This window comes from Kibdelosporangium philippinense, assembly GCF_021390435.2.
Taxonomy (GTDB): domain Bacteria; phylum Actinomycetota; class Actinomycetes; order Mycobacteriales; family Pseudonocardiaceae; genus Kibdelosporangium; species Kibdelosporangium philippinense.
Window position 1 is genome coordinate 1,829,741 of the sequence record NZ_JAJVCN010000002.1, and the last position, 21,332, is coordinate 1,851,072.

The window sequence follows — 21,332 nt, forward strand, 5'->3', positions numbered from 1 at the left end:
CTGGGAGGGGTCCCACTTCAAGTCTCGCTAAATCAAAAGCGCCCAAACCGTCAGATCGGCTAAAAAGGGCGCCATGCACACGATTCGGCGCGACGAGGACGACGAGATCATCGGCTACGTGGTCGCGGTAGGCGACCACTGGCAGGCCACCACGGTGTTCAACGCCGCGCTGGCCGATCCGACGAGCCTGGACGAAGCCGAGGACATCGTGCGGCGGGACGGGATGTCCTGCCTGGCTGACCGGTGGCTCGTCGAATACGAAGGCGAGTGGCGCGAGGCTCGGCTACAGGAGGTCCGTCCGGACAGCGTCCGGTTGTGGTGGGCCGACCCGATGATCGAGCAGTCGCCGCACGGGCAGTGGATCGACACCCGCGCGCACAAGATCCGCCGGGTCTAACGGCCTTCGAATGTCGGCACTTGCTTGTTAAGAAAAGCTTCAACAGCGTTCTGGTGGTCCTTGGTGACGCCGAGGCGTGCCTGACCGGCGCCCTCGGCCGCCAAGGCCTGACTCAACGAAACGGCCATCGCCGCCTTGGCCTCTGCGTACGCCAACGTTGGGCCATTGCCGAACTTCTGCGCCAGCGCCGCGGTCTCCTCGGCCAGGTTCTCCGGTTCGACCACCTGCCCGACGATGCCCCACGTCAGCGCTTCCTCGGCGCTGAACGTGTTGGCACGGAAGATCAATTCACTGGCCCGCGCCGCTCCCACCGCCCTGGCCAAAGTGACCGACAAGCCGGAGTCGCAGGTCAGCCCGATCGCGGTGAACGCGGTTCCGAACTTCGCTTTGGCCGACGCGATCCGTAGGTCGCACGCGAGCGCGAACCCCAATCCCGCGCCGACGCACAGCCCGTTGATGGACGCGATGACCGGCTTCGGCATCGTCGCCAGGCCAAGGACGATCGGGTTGTAGTGCTGCTCGACGGTCTCGAACGCGTTCGCCGCGTCGGCTCGCAACGTCTCGGCGTGCTCGTTGAGGTCCTGGCCGACGCTGAAGGCCTTCCCCGTCCCGGTCAGCACGACCGCTCGGACCTCGGAATCCTTGCCGACCTGGCTGATCGCGTCGAGCAAATCGGTCTTCACGCGTGTGCTCAACGCCGCCGAAGTCATCGTGATAGTTGCCACTGCGCCATCGCGAACGAGCGTCACACCGCTTTCGTCGGCCATGCCGTCAAGCTACCATGCCTACTGAACGGACGGTTAGTAATTCGAGCTGGAGGTCGACCAGGATGGCTCCGCTGCGCAGCTATGTGTCCGGCCGGTGGCACACGCCGGATGACGAAGGCGCGCCACTGCACGACGCGGTGACCGGCGAAGAGATCGCACGTGTTTCGTCGGCGGGCGTGGACATGGCGGCTGCGCTGGCCTATGGCCGTGACAAGGGCGCCGAGCTGCGTGCGATGACCTTCCATCAGCGCGCGGCGCTGCTCAAGGTCCTTGCCTCGTACCTCATGGAGCACCGTGACGAGCTCTACGCGCTGTCTCACCGCACGGGTGCGACCAAGGGCGACAACAAGTTCGACGTCGACGGCGGCATAGGAACGCTGTTCGGTTACTCCAGCAAGGGCCGTCGCGAGCTGCCTAACGACACGGTCTACGTCGACGGCAACGTCGAACCGCTCGGCAAGGGCGGCACGTTCCTCGCGCAACATATCTGCACGCCGCTGCACGGCGTCGCTGTGCAGATCAACGCGTTCAACTTCCCGGTATGGGGACCGATGGAGAAGTTCGCGCCCGCGTTCATCGCTGGTGTGCCGAGCCTGGTCAAACCGGCGAGCCAGACCGCGTACCTGACGGTCAAGCTGATCGAGCTGATCATCGAGTCCGGGATCCTGCCGGAAGGATCACTGCAGCTCGTGGCCGGTAGCGCCGGCGATCTGCTCGACCACCTCACCGAGCAGGACCTGGTGTCGTTCACCGGATCCGCCTCGACCGCGCAGCGCCTGCGTACGCACGAGAACATCGTCCGCCGCTCGGTCCGGTTCAACGCCGAGGCCGACTCGCTGAACTGCTCGATCCTTGGCCCGGACGCGACGCCGGGCACGCCCGAGTTCGACCTGTTCGTCAAGCAGCTGGTCACCGAGATGACCGTCAAAGCGGGCCAGAAGTGCACCGCCATCCGGCGCGCGTTCGTCCCGACGGCGCTGCTGGACGATGTCGCCCAGGCCACCAGCGAGCGCCTTGCCAAGATCCAGGTCGGCAACCCGGCCAACCCGGACGTCCGGATGGGCGCGCTGGCGAGCCTGGAGCAGCGTGAGGAAGTCCGCCGGTCGCTGAAGGCCTTGCTGGAGGCCGGGCGGGTCGCGTTCGGTGACCCTGACCAGGTGTCCGTCGTGGACGCCGACGCCGAGCGTGGCGCGTTCATCTCGCCAGTTCTGCTGGTGGCCGAAGATCCGAGCCAGGCACAGCCGCACGAGGTCGAGGCGTTCGGGCCTGTCAGCACGCTCATGCCGTACCGCGACACGCAGCACGTCATCGAGCTCGCCGTGCGGGGCCAGGGCAGCCTCGCGGGATCGGTCGTCACCGCGGACACCGCTTTCGCGCGGGACGTCGTCATCGGCGTGGCGCCATGGCACGGCCGTCTCCTCGTCACCGACAACGAGAACGCCAAGGAGAACACTGGCCACGGCTCGCCGTTGCCCGGCTTGGTGCACGGTGGCCCGGGCCGCGCCGGTGGCGGCGAGGAGATGGGCGGCGTCCGTGGCGTGCTGCACCACATGCAGCGCACGGCCGTCCAGGGCAGCCCACGCGTGCTGAGCGCCGTGACCAACCGCTGGGTGCCCGGCACCGAACGGACCGAAGGCGAGCACCCGTTCCGTAAGCACCTTGAGGACCTGCGTCTGGGCGACACGGTCGTGGCGGGGCCGCGTGAAGTGACCATGGCCGACATCGAGCACTTCGCGGAGTTCACCGGCGACACGTTCTACGCGCACATGGACGAGGAAGCGGCCGCGGCCAACCCGTTCTTCGGCGGCCGCGTCGCGCACGGCTACCTCGTCGTGTCGTTCGCAGCGGGCCTCTTCGTTCAGCCAGACCCCGGTCCGGTGCTGGCCAACTACGGCCTGGAGAACCTGCGCTTCCTGACGCCCACGTTCCCCGGTGACTCGCTGACGGTCACCTTGACCGCGAAACAAATCACGCCACGCAACGACCAGGAGTACGGCGAGGTCCGGTGGGACGCCGACGTGACTAACCAAAAAGGCGAGTCCGTCGCGAAGTACGACGTCCTCACGCTCGTCGAGAAACGAGAGAAGTCGTCGTGAACCTCGAAGCAGACTTCAACACCACGATCGAGCGCGATCAGCGGATCGAGCCGCGTGACTGGATGCCTGAGGGCTATCGCAAGACGATGATCCGCCAGGTCGCGCAGCACGCCCACTCGGAAATCATCGGCATGCAGCCGGAAGGCGACTGGATCACGCGGGCGCCTTCGTTGCGCCGCAAGGCGATCCTGCTGGCCAAGGTGCAGGACGAGGCAGGCCACGGGCTCTACCTGTACTCGGCGGCCGAGACGTTGGGCGCCGACCGCACCGACCTGACCGAGCGCTTGATTGAAGGCAGGCAGAAGTACTCGTCGATCTTCAACTACCCGACCCTGACGTTCGCCGACGTCGGCGTGATCGGGTGGCTCGTCGACGGCGCCGCCATCTGCAACCAGGTCCCGCTCTGCCGTAGCTCGTACGGGCCATACGCGCGGGCGATGATCCGGATCTGCAAAGAGGAATCATTCCACCAGCGCCAGGGCTACGAGCTGCTGATGACCATGATGCGTGGCACGCAGGCGCAGCGCGACATGGTGCAGGACGCGACCAACCGCTGGTGGTGGCCGTCGCTGATGATGTTCGGCCCGCCGGACGCCGAGTCGACCAACACCGCGCAGTCCATGGCGTGGAAGATCAAGCGGCACACCAACGACGAGCTGCGCCAGCGGTTCGTGGACATGAGCGTGCCGCAGGCTGAGAAACTCGGCGTCACGCTGCCCGACCCGGATATGAAGTGGAACGCCGAGCGCGGCCACTACGACTTCGGCGAGATCGACTGGGCGCACTTCAAGGAAGTGGTCAGCGGGAACGGTCCGTGCAACGAGGTCCGGCTCACCCGGCGCCGCAAGGCACACGAGGACGGCCAGTGGGTGCGCGACGCGGCCGCCGCGTACGCCGCCAAGCACAAGGAGGCTGCGGCATGAATGACTGGCCGTTGTACGAGGTTTTCGTGCGTGGGAAGCGTGGCCTCAACCACGTCCACGTCGGATCGCTGCGTGCCGCCGACGACGAGATGGCGGTCCACAACGCCCGCGATCTCTACACGCGCCGCAACGAAGGCGTGAGCATCTGGGTCGTGCGGGCCGACCACATCACCGCGTCCAGCCCGGACGAGAAGGATCCGTTCTTCGCGCCGAGCGGCGACAAGGTGTACCGGCACCCCACGTTCTATGACATTCCCGAAGACGTCCCCCACATGTGAGTCGATATGTCCTTTGACAACGCCTACGAGGCGCTTACCGAAGACAACGACGCCCGGTGGGCCTTCGGCACCGGGTTCGCCGATCCGTTGGCAGGCTTGGACACCACGGTTCCGTCCGGTCTGGACGCTGCCGAGCTCGCCCGTTCATGCCTGTGGCTCGGCGACGACGCCTTGATCATGTCGCACCGGCTGCAGGAATGGGTCGCAGCGGCGCCGGAACTCGAGGACGAGGTCGCTTTGGCCAACATCGGCCTCGACCTGCTCGGCCAGGCCCGGCTGTTGCTGGCGCGCGCGGCCAAGGCCGATCCGTCGATCGTGCCGTCGGTTGCCCAGTCCGATGAGGACGCGCTGGCGTTTTTCCGTGACGCCGCGGACTTCCACAACGTCCGGCTGGTCGAGTTGGAGGGCGGCGACTTCGCGGTCTCGATGGCCCGGCTGCTGGTGTTCAGCACGTGGCGGCTGGCGCTCTTGCAGCGTCTGGTCGACTCGCCGGACCAGGTCCTCGCGGCGATCGCGGCCAAGGGCATCAAGGAACTGACCTACCACCGTGACTACGCGGCCCGCTGGGTCGTCCGGCTCGGCGACGGCACCGAGTTGTCGCACGAACGCATGCAAGCCGGGATCGACGCGGTGTGGCCGTACGTCGACGAGCTCTTCGATGACGACGCCTCGTTGCGCGAGGAGTTCGACGCGGTGATCGCGCAGGTCATGACCGCTGGCACGCTCAAGCAGCCACCCGTCCGCCCCGCGGCGCAGACCAGGTACCTGGAGCCGTTGCTGGCCGAAATGCAGAGCGTCGCCCGTGCCCACCCGGACGCGACATGGTGAGCGCGCGTGCCGTCGCCGAGACGGTCACTGATCCCGAACTGCCCATGCTGACCCTGGCCGATCTGGGCGTCCTGCGTGACGTCGCAGAAACTTCGGATGGCGTGGTCGTGACCATCACGCCGACGTACACCGGTTGTCCCGCAATGGATGCGATGCGTGCCGACCTGTACTCGGCGCTGCACCAGGCCGGATTCGACTCGGTCGACGTTCGCACGGTGTTGTCGCCTGCGTGGACCACCGACTGGATCACGCCGTCCGGCCGGGACAAGCTGGCGTCGGCCGGGATCGCCCCGCCGAGCTCTGCGCCCCGCGGCAACGGCCTGATCCCGCTGACATTGACCGCACCACCGAAACGGGTCGCGTGCCCGCAATGCGGCTCACTGGACACCGAGCTGTTGTCGGAATTCAGCGCCACAGCTTGCAAGGCGCTTCGGCGCTGCCAGGCGTGCGACGAACCGTTCGAACACGTCAAGGAGATCTGACGTGACCACTTCATTGCGCCGCACATTCCACAAGCTGACCGTGGCTCACGTGGAGCGCCTCACCGATGATGCCGTCGCGGTGACCTTCGACGTGCCCGAGGAACTGGCGTCGGAGTACACCTTCCGCGCGGGCCAGTCGCTGACGTTGCGCCGGATCATCGACGGCCGCGACGAACGCCGCTCGTACTCGATCTGTGCCATGGTCGGCTTGAAACCTCGGATCGGCGTGCGTGAGGTGCCCGGCGGGGCGTTCTCGCCGTGGCTCGTGCACGAGGTCAAACCAGGCGACACCATCGAGGTACTGCCGCCCACCGGCGATTTCACGCCCGCTTCCACGCCTGCCCGGCACGTGCTGTTGGCCGCTGGCTCAGGAATCACGCCAGTGATGTCGATCTTGTCGACGGTGTTGCAGGACCCGGCCGCGAGCGCGGTCGTGCTCTACGGAAACCGCCGCACCAATACAGTTATGTTCGCGGACGAGCTCGCGGATCTTAAGGATCGCTACACAGCGCGGATGGAGCTCGTGCACGTCCTGTCCCGTGAACCGCGGGAGGCCGAACTGTTCACCGGCCGCTTGGACGCGGCGAAACTCCGGATCCTGCTGCCGATGCTGCTGCAGGTGTCCAAAGTGGATCACTGGTGGCTGTGCGGGCCGTTTGGCATGGTCACCGATGCCCGCGAAGTACTGACCGAACTGGGTGTCCCGCGCGACCGTATCCACTTCGAACTGTTCTATGTGGAAGACGAGCCGCCTGAGCAGGTCCAGCACGTCGACCCTGGCACGACCGGGCCAAGCGCCGAAGTGACCGTCCGGCTCGATGGAAGGACCACCACCGCGGTCGTCGCCCGTGACACGACGTTGCTCGAAGGCGCCCAACGAGTCCGTCCGGACCTGCCGTTCGCCTGCAAGGGCGGGGTTTGCGGGACGTGCCGGGCCAAGGTGGTCAGCGGCAAGGTCCACATGCGCCGCAACTTCGCGCTGGAGGACGCGGAGGTCGACGCCGGATTCGTGGTCACCTGCCAGACCGTGCCCACTTCGGACGCTGTGGAGATCGACTTCGACCAGTGATCAGGGCCGGAATGGCCTGATACGCGATCAGAGCCGGGCGTGCGGCACCGGCAGCCCACCGAGCGATCGAACGGAGCCTGTTCACTCTCTGCTATCAGCTCGGTAGTGCTTTCGGGCCAGCCATCGCCACCGGGCTGGTCGTGTGAAGGCACCGTGGTGGCGGGCTCAGCGAGGGCGAGCCCGCCACCTGGGGGAGCTACATCAGCAAGCGGCCTTGACCGACCACTCGTTGCCGGTGAACCACTCGTTGCCCGCGATGAACCATTCATTCCCAGCGAACCACTCGTTGCCGGCGAACCATTCGTTCCCGCGCTGAACCCATTCGTTGCCGTTCACGGTCGTTCCTCTCTGTACACATCGGATCGGCACAAGACCCCCGACTGGCCGAAAGACACGGGTGACCTTGCCGATTACCGTTCACCGGGTGACCCGCGTTCGAGATACGGGCCTGGTGATGAGTGTGAACCCCAGGCTGCGCTGGGTCTCGCCCCGAAAGTGGCGTCTCTGGTCGCTTCCGCGAGCCTCGCTGGCGTATGTGCTGGTCACGGACCTGGTGGCGGTCCTGGTCACGGTCATGGCGAGCTTGCATGTGAGCGTAAGTCGCACCGAATGGGTGTGGTTCGGAGTGCTCGCCGGAGCCTCGCTGCTGCATCTGGAAGCGGCTCGGAGCATCGAACGCAGGCGCGAACTGGCCGTCGAAGGCGTCCCGTACACGAACCTGAAGTCACTCTGGGTGTTCACCGGAGTCCTGCTGCTGCCGCTACCGCTCGTAGTCGCCCTCGTGGTGATCGCCTACACGTTCTGCTGGGCGCGCGTGTACGGCCAGTTCATCTGGCATCGCAAGATCTTCTCCGCGGCCACGTTCATCCTGGCCAGCGCGTGTGCGTCGGCCGTACTGCGCGCCGGTGGCCTGGTCGACGCGCCACGGGTCCCGGTCGGGCCATGGTCACTGGTCATCGTCGTAGCGGCGGCCACGACCTGGTGGCTCATCAACTACGCGATGGTCGTCGGCGCAATCCTGCTGTCCTCGCCCGAGGCCACCGCACGCAGCGCGCTCGGCGACTTGTCCGACCAGCTCGTGGTCGCCGCCGCCCTCGGCCTTGGCATCGCGGTCGGCGCGCTGGAGGCGTCCAATCCGTGGGTTGTGCCGGTGCTGATGGTCACCGTGCTGGCTCTCCATCGCGACCTGCTGTTGCCGCAGTACCAGCGTCAGGCCCGGACCGACGACAAGACCGGCCTCGCGGCGCCGACATTCTGGTCCCAAGTGGTGGACGCCGAACTGCGCCGGGCGCAGTTGGTGGGCGCGAACGTCGGCGTGCTGATGATGGACGTCGACAAGTTCAGCGAGATCAACAACAGCTATGGCCACCCGGCGGGCGATCAGGCTCTCCAAGCGGTCGTCCGAGTGGTCCGCTCCGAGATCCGCCGCGGCGACCTGGCCGCGAGATGGGGCGGCGACGAACTCGCAGTCGTCCTACCCGGGACGAGCAGCACCGAACTGCTGTCGGTCGGCGAACGAATCCGGCTGCGCCTGGCGCACACACCGGTGTCCATCACGCACGCCAAGACCGGCAAGACCATCGTGCTCGACGGCATCCGGGTGTCCATGGGCGCGGCCGTCTACCCGGATTCCGGTGTGGACGTCGACCGCCTGGTCCTGTCGGCCGACGCGGCTTTGTTGGCGGCCAAGGAAGCGGGCCGCAACCAGATCTGCCTGGCCAGGCCGAGCGAGAATGGCTCGGCTCCGGCTCCCGCGCCACCGGCCATTCCCTTACAGGCGAATCCGTTGCGCCGCCGCACGGACATCCCGTCCTGACCAGCCGATTCCTCGTTGTGCAGATGTAAGAGGCCTCATCCGGTTGTCATAAACGCCTGGTCAGCGGCGGGTTTTGGCGGGCGGGATTGATGTGCTTCCGACCTTGGGTTTTATCCTCGTACGAATGTAAGAGGCGCCATCCAAGTGTCAGAATCGCCTGGTCGGTGCTTGGCTCCGGCGGGTCGCGAGCGAGAATCTCCTGACCTGGGGTTTCGCCTTTGTGCAAATGTCAGAGGTATTGGCCAGTTGCCACATCTGGGCCTGTGTCCAGCGCTTCTGGCAGGTCCTTGGCCAGCAGTAGCCGGACTTCCGGGGACTCCGCGCTGCTGGTGATTCGGTGGCCCTGCAGAGCCACCGCCCGGTCGAACACGTTGCGGACGAACCGGCCGTTGCCGAACGACTCGCCCCGCGGCGTGCGCTTGAGCAGCTTGCGGATCGCCGGGCCGACATCGGCGTGCAGCTCGTAGCCAGCCTTCTCGGTCATCGCCTTGAAGATCGCGACCAGTTCGTCGTCGGTGTAGTCACCGAATCGCAGCTTGGACGGGAACCGGGACGCCAGGCCCGGGTTCTTGTCCAGGAACTTGGCCATCTTCGCGTCGTACCCGGCGACGATGACAACCAAGTCCTCACGGTGCTCCTCCATGAGCTTGATCAGCTCGGCGATGGCTTCCGAGCCGTAGTCGTCGAACCACGCCTCGGTCAGCGAGTACGCCTCGTCGATGAACAGCACACCACCGAGTGCCTTGGCCACGGCCGTGCGCACCTTGGGTGCGGTTTGCCCGAGGTATTCGCCGATCAGGTCGCCGCGGGAGACCTCGACCAGATGCCCGGACGAGAGCAGGCCGAGCTTGGCATAGACCGCCGCGAGCAGCCGAGCCATGGTCGTCTTCGCGGTGCCCGGACTGCCAGTGAAAACAAGATGGCGGGTCGGCACGGCCAACGGGATCCCGGCCTCGCGGCGCATCCGGTCGGCCTTGGCCTCGGCAACCAAGAGCCGGACCTCGTGCTTGACCGAATCCAGCCCGATCAGCTTGTCGATCTCCGACAGCGGGTCGTGCGGCAGCTCCACCCATGAGGTCGTGGCCAGCGTGTCCGGCACGTCCTCCACCAAAATCTCGTGCAGGGACTCGTTCTCCGCGACCACGCCATCGGCCAGCACGCGTCGGGCCTGTCGGGCGATGGCGCGTTCGAGTAGTCCGATCGCCAGCCGGGCGTTCCCGGTCGGCGTCGACTTCACCAGACTGCGGACCTTCTGTACGACGCCGTCCCGCAGCGTGAATCCGGCGGCCTCGCACTTGGCCTCGAACAGCGTCACGAAATTGTCCTCGGTCAGCGCCGGGAACCGCAGCACGGAAGGGAAGTACGCGGCCAGATCCGGCTCGGACTTCAACAGCCCGTTGACGCCAGCGTCCGGACCGGTCAGCACGACCACGAGGTCCTTGGCGTGACTTTGCACGGCGGCAACCAACGCGTTCACGGTCTCGCGGTTGCGCCAGTCGTCCTCGCTGGGTTGCAGTTCGTGCGCGGACTCGACGCACAACACGCCACCAACGGCCCGGTCGACCAGCCGACGCACCCGCGGCCCGATTTCCCAGCCCTCGCCATGGACGAGATCCGCGCGGTCGACGACCACGATGTGCCCCGAAGTCAGGACCCCAGTTGCCGCGAACATCCGGCCGAGAATCCGGGCCACCATCGTTTTCCCAGTTCCGGGCGGACCGGTGAAGACCATGTGCCGGGCGCGGGCGTCGACGACCATGCCTGCCTCGCGGCGCATCCGGTGCGCCTTCTCCTCGGCCACCAGCAGCGCCAGTTCCCGCTTGATCTTCTCCAGGCCCACGCACGAGTCGAGCTCGGCCTGCGGGTCGGATCCGGCGAGGTCGCCAGGAACGAGCTGGCGTGGCAGATCGGCCTCGGTCACGGTCACCGACCGGGACGGCCCGACCTTCGCGCGTTTACGTGCCGCGCGCACTGACTGCTCGGCGAGGTGCTCGACCAGGCGTGCCCCGCGCAGGTTCAGCAACGGGGGAGTGCGCGTGAGCAGCACGCCCGCGCCGAGGCTGACGGCACGGCTGATCGTCGCGCCCCGGCGAGCAACGGCCCGCTTGAGCAGTTCCGCGTAGTGCTTGTCGGTGAACTCGGTCGTCCTGGCCACGCGGAACAACTGGTACAGCGCGGGATTCGTATCGAACAGCCTCGTGTCGCCACCCGGCCCGCAGACCACGATGACGTTGAGCTCCGGATGCCGTTTGAGGCTGCGGCGCAATTCCTCGGCCACGGCCGTGCCGCATCGGTCGAAGCCGATGATCCGGTCGAGCCCGTCGATCACCAGCAGTGTCTTCTCCGCGAGGCACTCGCGGACATCCCTGGTCAGCTGCTGCAAAGCGGTGCTCGCGTCGAGGGCGGCATATATCGGATCGGAAACCCAGCGAGACGAGGACACCACGTGGTTGTCCACGAGGTTCTGGATCAACGCGCTCACGGCTGTCCGGCGCCCGGTCGCGTCCTGCCCAGCGACCAGCAGCCGGACCTGATGGCCCGCACCTGGCCGTTCGACTCGGAGGTCACGCAGAGCGGCCGTCAGTTCAGGCTGCCCCACCAGGGAGATCTCGGGTGTCGCGACAGCGGGCTCCTGGCGTTCCCGGGTGGCCACCGCGAACTTCTGCTCAAGCGGATTGACCAGTGGGCGCCGACGGAACAGATCGTTGACAGTCCGCTGAAAGGAACCGACCGGCAGCTGCGAACCCGCCGAGTTCGGCAAGTCCGGCAGACCGCGCAGGCACGCTTCCAGGCGCACGCCCATGTCCAGCCACGCCCGGCACGCGTCCACCTCGCCCTCGACCACACCGCGCGCCAGCCAAGCCCGGACCTCGTTCGCCCAGCCCTCGGCGAACGGCTGACCTATGTACTTCTTGACGTCCTCGTACAGGTTTCCATCGCTGAACACGGAAAACTCGCTCGGGCTCTCCCAGATGCCCGCCTGCTGCGCCAGGCACGCGACGGCCGACGCGGCCTCCCACCCGGAGATCACCGACCGGAGCCGGTCGTGGGCCGCGACGAACCCTTGGACCACCCACTCCAGGTAGTTCACGGTTCCGGCCAGCTCGGGCAGATCGGCCAGGATGTCGTCGGTCGCCGAACGAGCCCAATGATTAGCCAGGTCGGTGTGCGCTATGGGCTTACGAACGTCCGGCATGTTCAGCTCGTACAAGGCGATGGTCGCCTGGCGGCGCCGTTCGAACGGCTCGATCCCGGCGAAGACATCGAGGCATTCCCTGGCCAGCTGGACCGCCAGCGCACGTTTGTCCAGGTCATCGCCTGCCGCGGCGACCAGCCACTCGCCCGGCGGCCGGAACTTGCTGGTCGGCGCGGTGAACCAGGTGGAAGCGAAGCTGGCCAGCCGTTTCTCCGCGCGGAAATCCTCAAGCAGGCGGCTTTCCAGGTCGGCGCAGGTGCCGCCGCGGATGGCGGCCACTCCGGCAAGCCACGGGATCATGCCCCACAGCTCGGCAGCGACGACAGTGGCTTTCTCGCTGTAGAAATCGTTGAGCTGATACGGCAGCTCGGCGACGCGGGGGTCATTGTTGAGGGCGCGGGCTCGCTCCGTGATCTCGGCGAGCAACCCGGCCGGAACCTGCCACGGGCCGAACGAATAGAGGTCGATCACGTCGGCCTGCTCGTCCAGCAGTAACCGCAGGTGGTCCGGTAGTCGCGCACGTCCCATCGTGAGCCCCCTCTCGTCGGTTCGGTCACCCTAATCGGACCGACATAGGGTTAAGACCATGACCACACATTTCGATGTCGTCGTCCTCGGGGCCGGTGTCGGCGGCTATGTCGCCGCGATCCGCTCGGCACAGCTGGGCCTGAAGACGGCCGTCGTCGAGGAGCGCTACTGGGGCGGCGTATGCCTCAACGTCGGCTGCATCCCGTCGAAGGCGCTGCTGCGCAACGCCGAACTGGCGCACATCTTCACCAAGGAAGCCAAGTCGTATGGCATCCAGGTGGATGGGACGGTCAGCCTGGACTACGGCGAGGCGTTCCGCCGCAGCCGCAAGGTCGCGGACGGGCGCGTCAAAGGCGTGCACTTCCTGATGAAGAAGAACGGCATCACCGAGGTGAATGGCCGTGGCACGTTCGTTGACGCCAACACCATCGAGGTCAACGGCGAGCGGATCACGTTCGACCACTGCATCATCGCCGCGGGCGCCAAGCCGCGGCTGCTGCCGGGCACCAGCAAGAGCGACCGCGTGGTGACCTACGAGGAACAGATCCTCGCCGAGGACGTGCCGCAGAGCATCGTGATCGCCGGTGCTGGCGCGATCGGCGTGGAGTTCGCGTACGTGCTGCACAACTACGGCGTGAAGGTCACGATCGTCGAGTTCCTCGACCGGATGGTCCCGCTTGAGGACGAAGAGGTGTCCGCCGAGCTGTTCAAGCGCTACCGCAGGCTGGGCATCGACGTGCTCACCTCCACCAAGGTGGAGACGATCGAGGAGACCGGCAACGGCGTCCGGGTGACGGTGTCCAAGAACGGCCAGCAGCAGGTCCTCGAGGCGGACAAGGTGCTGCAGGCGATCGGGTTCCAGCCGATGGTCGAGGGATACGGCCTTGAGAACACCGGCGTGCAGTTGACCGACCGTGGCGCGATCGACATCGACGCGCGTGGCCGCACCAACGTGCCGCACATCTTCGCGATCGGTGACGTGACCGCGAAGCTGATGCTGGCGCACGCGTCCGAGTCGATGGGCATCGTGGCGGCCGAGACGATCGCCGGTGCGGAGACCATGGAGCTGGACTTCGTGATGATCCCGCGCGCGACCTACTGCCAGCCGCAGATCGCCAGCTTCGGTTGGACCGAGGCGCAGGCGCGGGAGCGCGGCTTCGACGTGAAGGTCGCGAAGTTCCCGTTCACCGCCAACGGAAAGGCGCACGGCCTCGGCGACACCGCTGGCTTCGTGAAGATCCTGTCGGACGCCAAGTACGGCGAGATCATCGGCGCGCACCTGATCGGCCCGGACGTGACCGAGTTGCTGCCCGAGCTGACCCTCGCGCAGCAGTGGGACCTCACCGTGCACGAGGTCTCCCGCAACGTGCACGCCCACCCGACGCTGGGCGAAGCGGTCAAGGAAGCCGTGCACGGCCTGGCCGGCCACATGATCAACTTCTGATCCCGGGGCTCAGTCGGTGCGAACGCGGGAAGTTCGCACCGACCCCCGGATCCCCCCGGATTTACGGTGCTATCGCGCCAGCTTTGTAGCCGAGCCGGTACACCGAACGGACCACGCCCTGGCCGAGTTTCTTGCGCAGGTAGTAGACGTAGGTGTCCACGGTGGACTCGCTGGCGTCGGTGCCGAACACCCGCGTGCGCAGTTCCGCCTTCGGGTAGATCACGGTCGGCCGGGCCACCAGCGTGCGCAGCAGGTCGAATTCCCGGACTGACAACGACACTCGCTTGCCGCGGGGCAGGACAACTTCGTATTTTCGGACGTCCAGCTGTGCGCGCCCGAACGGGATCGTCTCGGCGTTGTCGATGTGCCTGCGCAGCAGGCCGCGGATCTTGCCGAGCAGCCGCGCTGGCAGGAAAGGCGTGGTCAGGTAGTCGTCCGCGCCCGCGGCCATCGCGTCGGCCTGATCTTTGTCGGATCCGATCGTGGAGAGCACCAACGCGCGCGCCGTCATCGCCTTGCGGCGCATCGCGGCGAGGGTTTCCAGGTTGTCCGTGCCCCGGTCGACGAGCACGACGTCGTAGTACGAGTCCAGTGCCCTCGCCATGCTCGGGTCGACGTCGTGGGCGTACCCGGCGCCGTCAAGCAACTCGCCGAGCCGGGAGATGAGCTCTTCGTCGTCAGCCACGATCAGCAGGCGCGGCACAGCCTTCCGGTTCACCTTTCCATCCTGCCCGCGCGGCCGGGAACTCGCTGACTGTCCACTGTGTAGCGCCGGGGCCCCCGGTCGTCCATGCGATGCCCACCTCCCTATGGACATTCGAGCTTAGCGGTCAGTAGCGGGATATACCCGCCGTGTGGTCAACGCCGATGGACTCCGGTCAACCGGCGCGGCATAGTTGCCGGGGGAGGTAAGAATGTCACCTGAAGGATTGACACGTCGGGAACTTCTTTTACGCAGCGGGCAAGTCGCCGCAGGTCTGACCATCGCGAGCGGGGCGAACGCGGTGGCCGCCCCGGAAGGCCAAGACCAAATCGTCTTACGTGAGGGCACCAACATGTCCGCGGCGCTGTCCCCCGACGGCAAGCGAATCGTGATCGACCTGGTGACCGGGATCTGGGTGGTGCCCGCGACTGGAGGACGGGCGAAACGGCTCACCGACGACTTGCAGGACGCGACGCTGCCATCGTGGTCACCGGACGGCAAGCAGATCGCGTTCCAGTCATACCGCGACGGCAACTTCAACCTTTACATCATCGACGCGGATGGTGGGGCGCCGCGCAAACTGACCAACGGCCCGTTCGACCATCGCGAACCGGCCTTCTCACCAGACGGCAAACGCCTGGCGTTCAGCAGCGACCGGGACGGTGGCTACGGAATCTGGCTGTTGGATCTGGCCTCGGGCACGATGACAGCGGTGACGGCGGCGACGCCAGACGAGGAAGCGGCGCCGAACTGGTCGGCGGACGGACAGCGCCTTGTCTTCACAGCCAACGACACGGCGATCGACTCGATCAACGTCGCGACCGGCGAGCGCAGGCGCCTCGTCACGGCCACTGGGGTGGACCGATTTTACGGCCCGGCATTCGGCCCGGACGACCAAACACCGAGCTATATGCGGCAACGCGGCGCGGAAACCCATCTGATGCTTGGCGACCGGCAACTCACGAGCGACGAGGACGTCTTCGGGTTCGCGGCCTCGTGGGCCGGGCAGGACGTCCTCTACGTGGCCGACGGGCGCATCCGGCGCAGGTCCGGCGAGACGGTCAAGGACATCCCGATCGAAGCTGGCGTCACGGTCGCCCAACGCAACTACCGGCACCGCGTGCGGGATCTCGACTCGCAGGCGCCCAAGCAGGTACGCGGGATCGTGAGCCCGGCGGTGTCACCGGACGGCACACAGATCGCCTACCGCGCGCTCAACGCGATCTACCTCGTGTCCAGCACTGGGGGCACACCGAAACGGATCGTGGCCGACGACTACTTCAACGCCGACCCGGACTTCTCGCCGGACGGCACGCGCCTGCTCTACGCCAGCGACCGGCTGGGCACCGCCGACCTGTGGGTCCGCGATCTGGCCAGCGGCACGGACACGGTTCTGACGTCACTGCCTGGCGCGCAGACAATGCCACGCTGGTCGCCGGACGGGCGCAAGGTCGCCTACATCGACCAGGGCGGTGCACTGTGGACACTCGATGTGGCCACCGGCAACGTCCAGAAGGTCACACCCGAGCTGTTCCAGCCGGGACGGCCGAGCTGGTCGCCGGACGGCACCGTGATCGCGCTGGCCGCGGTCAAACCGTTCTCCCGGCGTTTTCGTGAGGGCACAAGCCAAATCCTGACCGTGGACCTGCGCAGCGGCGAGCTGAGGTACGCCGAGCCGATGCCGTTCCGGTCGATCGCGACCAGGGCGTACGACGGTCCACTGTGGTCGCCGGATGGCAAGTACCTGGCGTTCGTGGTGGAGAGTGTCGCCTGGATCGCGCCGGTCGACGCGGCGGGCAAACTGATCGGCGACCCGAGGCAGGTGACCGACGAGGTCACAGATTCGCTTGCCTGGCAAGGCTCTCACTCGTTGGTGTATATGTCCAATGGGCGGTTGCGCGTGGCCAAGATCAGTGGTGGACGACCGCGTTCGATCAGGTTGACGTCCACCTGGCGCCGTCCACGCCCGCCGGAGCGGTCGATCATTCACGCCGGTGCGGTGTGGGACGGTGAATCCGATCGGATACGAAACGACATCGACATCGTGGTCGAGGGCGGGCGGATCGCCGAGATCCGGCCGCATCGCGCTGGCTCGCAAACCGTTGACGCCAGCGGGCTTGTCGCGATGCCCGGGTTGATCGACGCACACGTGCACTGGCATTTGCGTGGCCGGGAATGGGGTGCCAGGCAGGGCAGGTTGTGGCTGAGCTACGGCATCACGACCACGCGCTCGCCGGGCGATCCGGCGTATCAGATGATGGAGACGAGGGAGTCGCTGGAATCCGGCAGCCAGATCGGGCCGCGGTTCCTGGCCACCGGCGAGGCGGTCGACGGCTCGCGGATCTACTACAACTTCATGCGTCCCACGTTGTCGCGCAAGCAACTCGACCTGGAGATGTCCCGGGCGATCGCGCTGGAATACGACATGATCAAGACGTACGTCCGGATGCCGGTGGAATACCAGCAGATGGTCATCCGGGCCGCGCACACCGCTGGTCTTCCGCTGTCGTCGCATTATTTGTACCCGGCCGCGAACATCGGCATGGACGGGATGGAGCACACCGGCGCGACCAACCGGCTGGGATATTCGCACACGGTCAGCCGGATCGGCCGGGCTTATCAGGACGCGGTCACGCTTTTCACCCGATCCGGTATGTCTGTGACGCCGACGTTGTTCCAGTCCAAGGTGCTTTACGGCGACGACAAGTCGCTGTTCACCGACGAACGCACCAAAGTCCTGTTCCCGCAATGGGAGTACGACTTGCTGAAGGGCGTCATCGACGGGCTCGGCTCACCGATGTCGACGTACTTCGACAAGGTCCTCGCGGCGAACGTCAACATGGTGCTGCGTGTGCACCGCGGCGGTGGGCTGGTCATCTGTGGCACGGACGCGCCGCTGGACAACGTGGCTGTTTCTTTGCACCAGAACCTCCGGGCCATGGTTAAGCACGGGTTCACCCCGCGCGAGGCCTTGACCACCGCGACCCGAAACCCGGCGGTCTGGCTCGGCCTGGAGAACCGGATCGGTGTGCTGAAACCTGGCGCTTACGCGGACTTGGCGCTCGTGGACGGCAACCCGCTGGCAGACATCAAGGCGGCGGCTGCCGTGCGGCGCACGTTCATCGGCGGTGTGCAGCACACCGTCGACGACCTGCTGGCGCCTTTCCGAAGCCAGGCTCTGGCACAGGGCAAGGTCGCCAACACGGTGCTGCCCGCGTTGCCGTCGGCGGAGAAGCGGCACTGGTGGCACGAACCCGAATGGGCGAACCACATCTGCTGCGACCACTGACAGATCCCCAGGTCAGTGTCCAACCAGAGAGGCTAATCAAGCTGCGCTAACAAGCGACTTCAGAAAGTCCTGATGGACTGCACAACAGGCCCGGGTCCACACTGCCCGCATGAAGGCACTCGTCAAGCTGGTCGAGGGCCCGGGCCTGGAATTCACCGACGTCCCAGACCCCGAACCGGGCCCGAACGACGTGGTGGTGCGCGTACTGCGCACAGGTATCTGTGGCACGGACCTGCACATCGACGCATGGGACGACTGGGCCGCCAAGACCATCCGCACGCCACTCGTGGTCGGCCACGAGTTCGCGGGCGAGGTCGTGGAGGTCGGCGCGGCCGTGACCACGGCCAAGGTCGGCGACCTGGTCAGCGGGGAAGGCCACCTCGTCTGCGGCAAGTGCCGCAACTGCAAAGCGGGCAGGCGTCATTTGTGCGCCAACACCCGCGGCCTCGGCGTGCACAGCAACGGCGCCTTCGCGCAGTACGCCGTGCTGCCCGAACAGAACGTCTGGGTGCACCGCAACCCGGTCGATCTGGATGTGGCCGCGATTTTCGACCCCTTCGGCAACGCCGTGCACACCGCGCTGTCGTTCCCGGTCATCGGCGAGGACGTGCTGATCACCGGCGCCGGTCCGATCGGGATCATGGCCGCGGCCGTCGCCCGGCACGCCGGAGCCCGCAATATCGCCATCACCGACGTCAGCGACCACCGGCTTGAACTGGCCAAACGTGTCGGCGTGGACCTGGCGCTGAATGTGCGCCACGCCTCGATCGCCGACGCGCAGGCCGTGCTCGGCATGTCCGAAGGCTTCGACGTGGGCATGGAGATGTCCGGCCAGCCCACCGCGATGCGCGACATGATCGCCAACATGTCCCACGGCGGCCGGATCGCGATGCTCGGCCTGCCAGCCGCCGAGTTCCCGATCGACTTCAGCACGGTCGTGCTCAAGATGCTGCACATCAAAGGCATCTATGGCCGGGAGATGTTCGAGACCTGGTACTCCATGTCGGTCCTGCTGCAAGCCGGGTTGGACCTGACCCCCGTGATCACCCATCGGTACAAGGCCGAAGAGTTCGACCTTGCGTTCGCCACCGCGAGGGACGGCAACTGCGGCAAGGTCATTCTGGATTGGACGGAGAGCTGATGTACGGCGCGATGCGCGAGAACCTGCGGGCCGGGCTGGACGAGATCCGCGCGGCGGGCCTCTACAAGGCCGAGCGGGTGATCGGCACTCCGCAACGGGCGGCCGTGCGGGTCGGTTCCGGCGACGAGGTGCTCAACTTCTGCGCCAACAACTACCTCGGCCTCGCCGACCACCCGACGCTGGTCGCGGCGGCGAAGGACGCGCTGGACGAGTGGGGCTTCGGAATGGCCTCGGTCCGGTTCATCTGCGGCACCCAGCAGCCGCACAAGCAGCTCGAGGCCAAGCTTTCGGAGTTCCTCGGCACCGAGGACACGATCCTTTACAGCTCCTGCTTCGACGCCAACGGCGGGTTGTTCGAGACGCTGTTGACCGACCAGGACGCGGTGATCTCCGACGAGCTCAACCACGCGTCGATCATCGACGGCGTCCGGCTCTGCAAGGCCCGCCGTTACCGCTACAAGAACCGCGACATGGACGACCTGGAGCGCCAGCTCAAGGACGCCGCCGACGCCCGCTACCGGCTGATCGCGACCGACGGCGTGTTCTCGATGGACGGTTATCTGGCGCCCCTTGACCAAATTTGCGACTTGGCCGAGCGCTACGACGCATTGGTGATGGTCGACGACTCGCACGCGGTTGGCTTCACCGGCCCGACCGGCCGTGGCACGCCTGAGCTATTCGGCGTGACCGACCGGATCGACGTCATGACCGGCACCCTCGGCAAGGCCCTCGGTGGTGCCAGCGGTGGTTACGTTTCCGGTCGCGCGGAGATCGTCGAAATGCTCCGGCAGCGCTCGCGACCGTACCTGTTCTCGAACTCGCTCGCGCCGTCGATCACCGCGGCTTCGTTGGCTGCGTTGGAGTTGCTCAGCTCGTCGGGTGAATTGCTGACGCAGCTGCGTGAGAACACCGCGCTGTTCCGGTCGCGGATGACCGACGAAGGCTTCGACCTGCTGCCCGGCGAGCACCCGATCATCCCGGTGATGATCGGCGAAGCGGCACTGGCAGGCAAACTCGCGGATCTGTTGCTGGATCAGGGGATCTACGTAATCGGTTTTTCCTATCCGGTCGTCCCGCACGGCAAGGCCCGGATCCGGACCCAGATGTCGGCCGCGCACTCGACCGACGACGTCAATCGCGCGGTGGACGCTTTCGTTGCGGCACGGGCAAAACTGGACAGCTGAACCCGTTTCGTCCAGACCTCGCCAATCATCGGCATGCCGACGGTCTATGAAGGAGAGCTTCATTTCTCGCTGCCGTGAGTGGTGCTGTTGTTGTGCAGCGGGACTTTATGGGCACACTGGCGAGGTGGGTGGACTGTGAAGGCGGGCTTCATCTTTCACCGCCGCGTGTGCTGCCGGTCTTGTGAAGCGGAACTTCATACCCGCTGCTGCGGTCGGCACCGGCCTGTGAAGTAGAGCTTCACCTGGAGCTGCCGTGGCCATCATCTGAACTTTGAAGCCGAACTTCATTTCGAACCGCCGCGAGCCTCTTCGACCAAGGCGCCGAGGACCATCTGGAACAGCGGATGCTCGCCACTCCCACGCCGAACGGCGACGAAAACCCGGCGCTCAGGTGGCGCCTCCGCGATCGGGATCCGGACCGCGCCGCGCGTTTTGGTGAACGCATTGCGTGGCACCAACGCGACACCAGCCCCGGCCGCGACCAACGCGACGATCGCACGGAAATCGTCTGACGTGTGCGTGATGCGCGGGTTGTTTCCGGCCACCTCGACGATGTCCCGGCATGGGTTGCCGGGCAACGGGGCGATCCAGTCCTCGTCGTCACCGAGGTCCCTGATGGTGATGGTTTTCTGGCTGGCCAGCGGGTGGCGCTCGGGCACGACCACATCGAAAGGCTCGGTGTACAGCGGATACCGGATCAACCGGGAGTCATCGGTCCGCGGGCTCAGGCGGCTGTCCTCGGTGATCGCGATGTCGATCTCGCCGTCCAGCAGCAACGGCACGCTCGCGTGGCCCTCGGCATCCCGGACGACCAGCGTGATGTCCGGGGTGATGAACCGGAGTTTGCGCATCGCGGGCGCAACCACCTGCGTGATGGCGGACGCGAAGCTGGCCAGTTCGACGCGCCCCCTCGTGCCGCTGGCGAACGACGCGAGCGTGGCCTGCGCACGTTCCAACTCGGCCGCGACGGCGTTGGCGTGCTCGACGAGCAACTCGCCGACAGGCGTCAGCGACACGCGCCGACCGCGTCGGCGCAGGAGTTCTTGGCCGGTCTCGGATTCGAGCGCGGCCAGTTGTTGGGACACCGCGGACGGTGTGAGGTGTAGAGCCTCACCCGCTGCGGTTACTGTCCCGTGGTCTGCCAGCGCTCGTAGCACTCGCAACCGTCGAGGGTCGATCACACGACCCATT

At 66.4% G+C, this 21,332-nt stretch carries 17 protein-coding genes; 12 read left to right on the forward strand and 5 right to left on the reverse strand.

Annotated features, from left to right (window positions below; translation table 11 throughout):
- Nucleotides 1–73 precede the first annotated feature (73 nt).
- Entirely contained in the window at nt 74–397 is a 324-nt protein-coding gene (locus tag LWC34_RS27230) for a hypothetical protein (protein ID WP_233727959.1), read from the forward strand.
- On the opposite strand, the gene LWC34_RS27235 is transcribed toward LWC34_RS27230, so the two are convergent.
- Nucleotides 394–1,164, reverse strand: a complete 771-nt coding sequence (locus LWC34_RS27235) for an enoyl-CoA hydratase/isomerase family protein (RefSeq protein WP_233727960.1) — start codon at nt 1,162–1,164, stop codon at nt 394–396. The genes LWC34_RS27230 and LWC34_RS27235 overlap by 4 nt on opposite strands.
- 62 nt (nt 1,165–1,226) lie before the next feature.
- On the opposite strand from LWC34_RS27235, the gene paaZ reads away from it, so the two are divergent.
- From paaZ to paaE, 6 genes are read left to right on the forward strand one after another with little or no spacing between them, the layout of a single operon-like run.
- Entirely contained in the window at nt 1,227–3,260 is a 2,034-nt protein-coding gene (gene paaZ / locus LWC34_RS27240) for a phenylacetic acid degradation bifunctional protein PaaZ (protein ID WP_233727961.1), read from the forward strand.
- Nucleotides 3,257–4,183, forward strand: coding sequence for a 1,2-phenylacetyl-CoA epoxidase subunit PaaA (paaA, locus tag LWC34_RS27245; RefSeq protein ID WP_233727962.1), 927 nt, complete (start codon nt 3,257–3,259; stop codon nt 4,181–4,183). The genes paaZ and paaA overlap by 4 nt, the downstream gene beginning before the upstream one ends.
- Entirely contained in the window at nt 4,180–4,461 is a 282-nt protein-coding gene (gene paaB / locus LWC34_RS27250) for a 1,2-phenylacetyl-CoA epoxidase subunit PaaB (protein WP_233727963.1), read from the forward strand. Before paaA ends, paaB begins: the two co-directional genes overlap by 4 nt.
- A 6-nt stretch (nt 4,462–4,467) precedes the next feature.
- Nucleotides 4,468–5,289 (forward strand): 1,2-phenylacetyl-CoA epoxidase subunit PaaC, encoded by an 822-nt coding sequence (gene paaC, locus LWC34_RS27255; protein WP_233727964.1) that lies wholly within the window; start codon nt 4,468–4,470, stop codon nt 5,287–5,289.
- The gene (gene paaD, locus LWC34_RS27260; RefSeq protein WP_233727965.1) at nt 5,283–5,771 is read left to right on the forward strand and encodes a 1,2-phenylacetyl-CoA epoxidase subunit PaaD; all 489 of its coding nucleotides are present in this window, start codon (nt 5,283–5,285) and stop codon (nt 5,769–5,771) included. The genes paaC and paaD overlap by 7 nt, the downstream gene beginning before the upstream one ends.
- A gap of 1 nt (nt 5,772) precedes the next feature.
- Nucleotides 5,773–6,840, forward strand: a complete 1,068-nt coding sequence (gene paaE, locus LWC34_RS27265) for a 1,2-phenylacetyl-CoA epoxidase subunit PaaE (protein ID WP_233727966.1) — start codon at nt 5,773–5,775, stop codon at nt 6,838–6,840.
- Between the two features lie 201 nt (nt 6,841–7,041).
- On the opposite strand, the gene LWC34_RS57115 is transcribed toward paaE, so the two are convergent.
- Entirely contained in the window at nt 7,042–7,176 is a 135-nt protein-coding gene (locus tag LWC34_RS57115; RefSeq protein ID WP_284051652.1) for a hypothetical protein, read from the reverse strand.
- Nucleotides 7,177–7,264: 88 nt separating this feature from the next.
- Here LWC34_RS57115 and LWC34_RS58170 point away from each other — a divergent pair, with 88 nt between their 5' ends.
- The gene (locus tag LWC34_RS58170; RefSeq protein ID WP_233727967.1) at nt 7,265–8,656 is read left to right on the forward strand and encodes a GGDEF domain-containing protein; all 1,392 of its coding nucleotides are present in this window, start codon (nt 7,265–7,267) and stop codon (nt 8,654–8,656) included.
- Nucleotides 8,657–8,885: 229 nt separating this feature from the next.
- Here the strand turns inward: LWC34_RS58170 and LWC34_RS27275 are convergent, their stop codons facing one another.
- Nucleotides 8,886–12,380, reverse strand: coding sequence for an AAA family ATPase (locus LWC34_RS27275; protein WP_233727968.1), 3,495 nt, complete (start codon nt 12,378–12,380; stop codon nt 8,886–8,888).
- A 58-nt stretch (nt 12,381–12,438) separates the two neighbouring features.
- Between LWC34_RS27275 and lpdA the strand changes: the two genes are divergently transcribed.
- A complete protein-coding gene (lpdA, locus tag LWC34_RS27280) occupies nt 12,439–13,824 on the forward strand; it encodes a dihydrolipoyl dehydrogenase (RefSeq protein ID WP_233727969.1) in 1,386 nt (461 codons plus the stop codon).
- A 61-nt stretch (nt 13,825–13,885) separates the two neighbouring features.
- On the opposite strand, the gene LWC34_RS27285 is transcribed toward lpdA, so the two are convergent.
- A complete protein-coding gene (locus LWC34_RS27285) occupies nt 13,886–14,542 on the reverse strand; it encodes a response regulator transcription factor (protein WP_233727970.1) in 657 nt (218 codons plus the stop codon).
- Between the two features lie 196 nt (nt 14,543–14,738).
- Here LWC34_RS27285 and LWC34_RS27290 point away from each other — a divergent pair, with 196 nt between their 5' ends.
- From LWC34_RS27290 to LWC34_RS27300, 3 genes are all read left to right on the forward strand, one after another.
- Nucleotides 14,739–17,816 carry an amidohydrolase family protein gene (locus LWC34_RS27290; RefSeq protein ID WP_233727971.1) on the forward strand — a complete coding sequence of 1,026 codons (3,078 nt, stop codon included), beginning with the start codon at nt 14,739–14,741 and terminating at the stop codon, nt 17,814–17,816.
- A 109-nt stretch (nt 17,817–17,925) separates the two neighbouring features.
- Nucleotides 17,926–18,957 (forward strand): L-threonine 3-dehydrogenase, encoded by a 1,032-nt coding sequence (gene tdh / locus LWC34_RS27295; RefSeq protein WP_233727972.1) that lies wholly within the window; start codon nt 17,926–17,928, stop codon nt 18,955–18,957.
- Nucleotides 18,957–20,141, forward strand: coding sequence for a glycine C-acetyltransferase (locus tag LWC34_RS27300; RefSeq protein WP_233728904.1), 1,185 nt, complete (start codon nt 18,957–18,959; stop codon nt 20,139–20,141). The genes tdh and LWC34_RS27300 overlap by 1 nt, the downstream gene beginning before the upstream one ends.
- Nucleotides 20,142–20,425: 284 nt before the next feature.
- Here LWC34_RS27300 and LWC34_RS27305 read toward each other — a convergent pair whose 3' ends face one another.
- The gene (locus LWC34_RS27305; RefSeq protein ID WP_233727973.1) at nt 20,426–21,322 is read right to left on the reverse strand and encodes a LysR family transcriptional regulator; all 897 of its coding nucleotides are present in this window, start codon (nt 21,320–21,322) and stop codon (nt 20,426–20,428) included.
- Between the last annotated feature and the right edge of the window lie 10 nt (nt 21,323–21,332).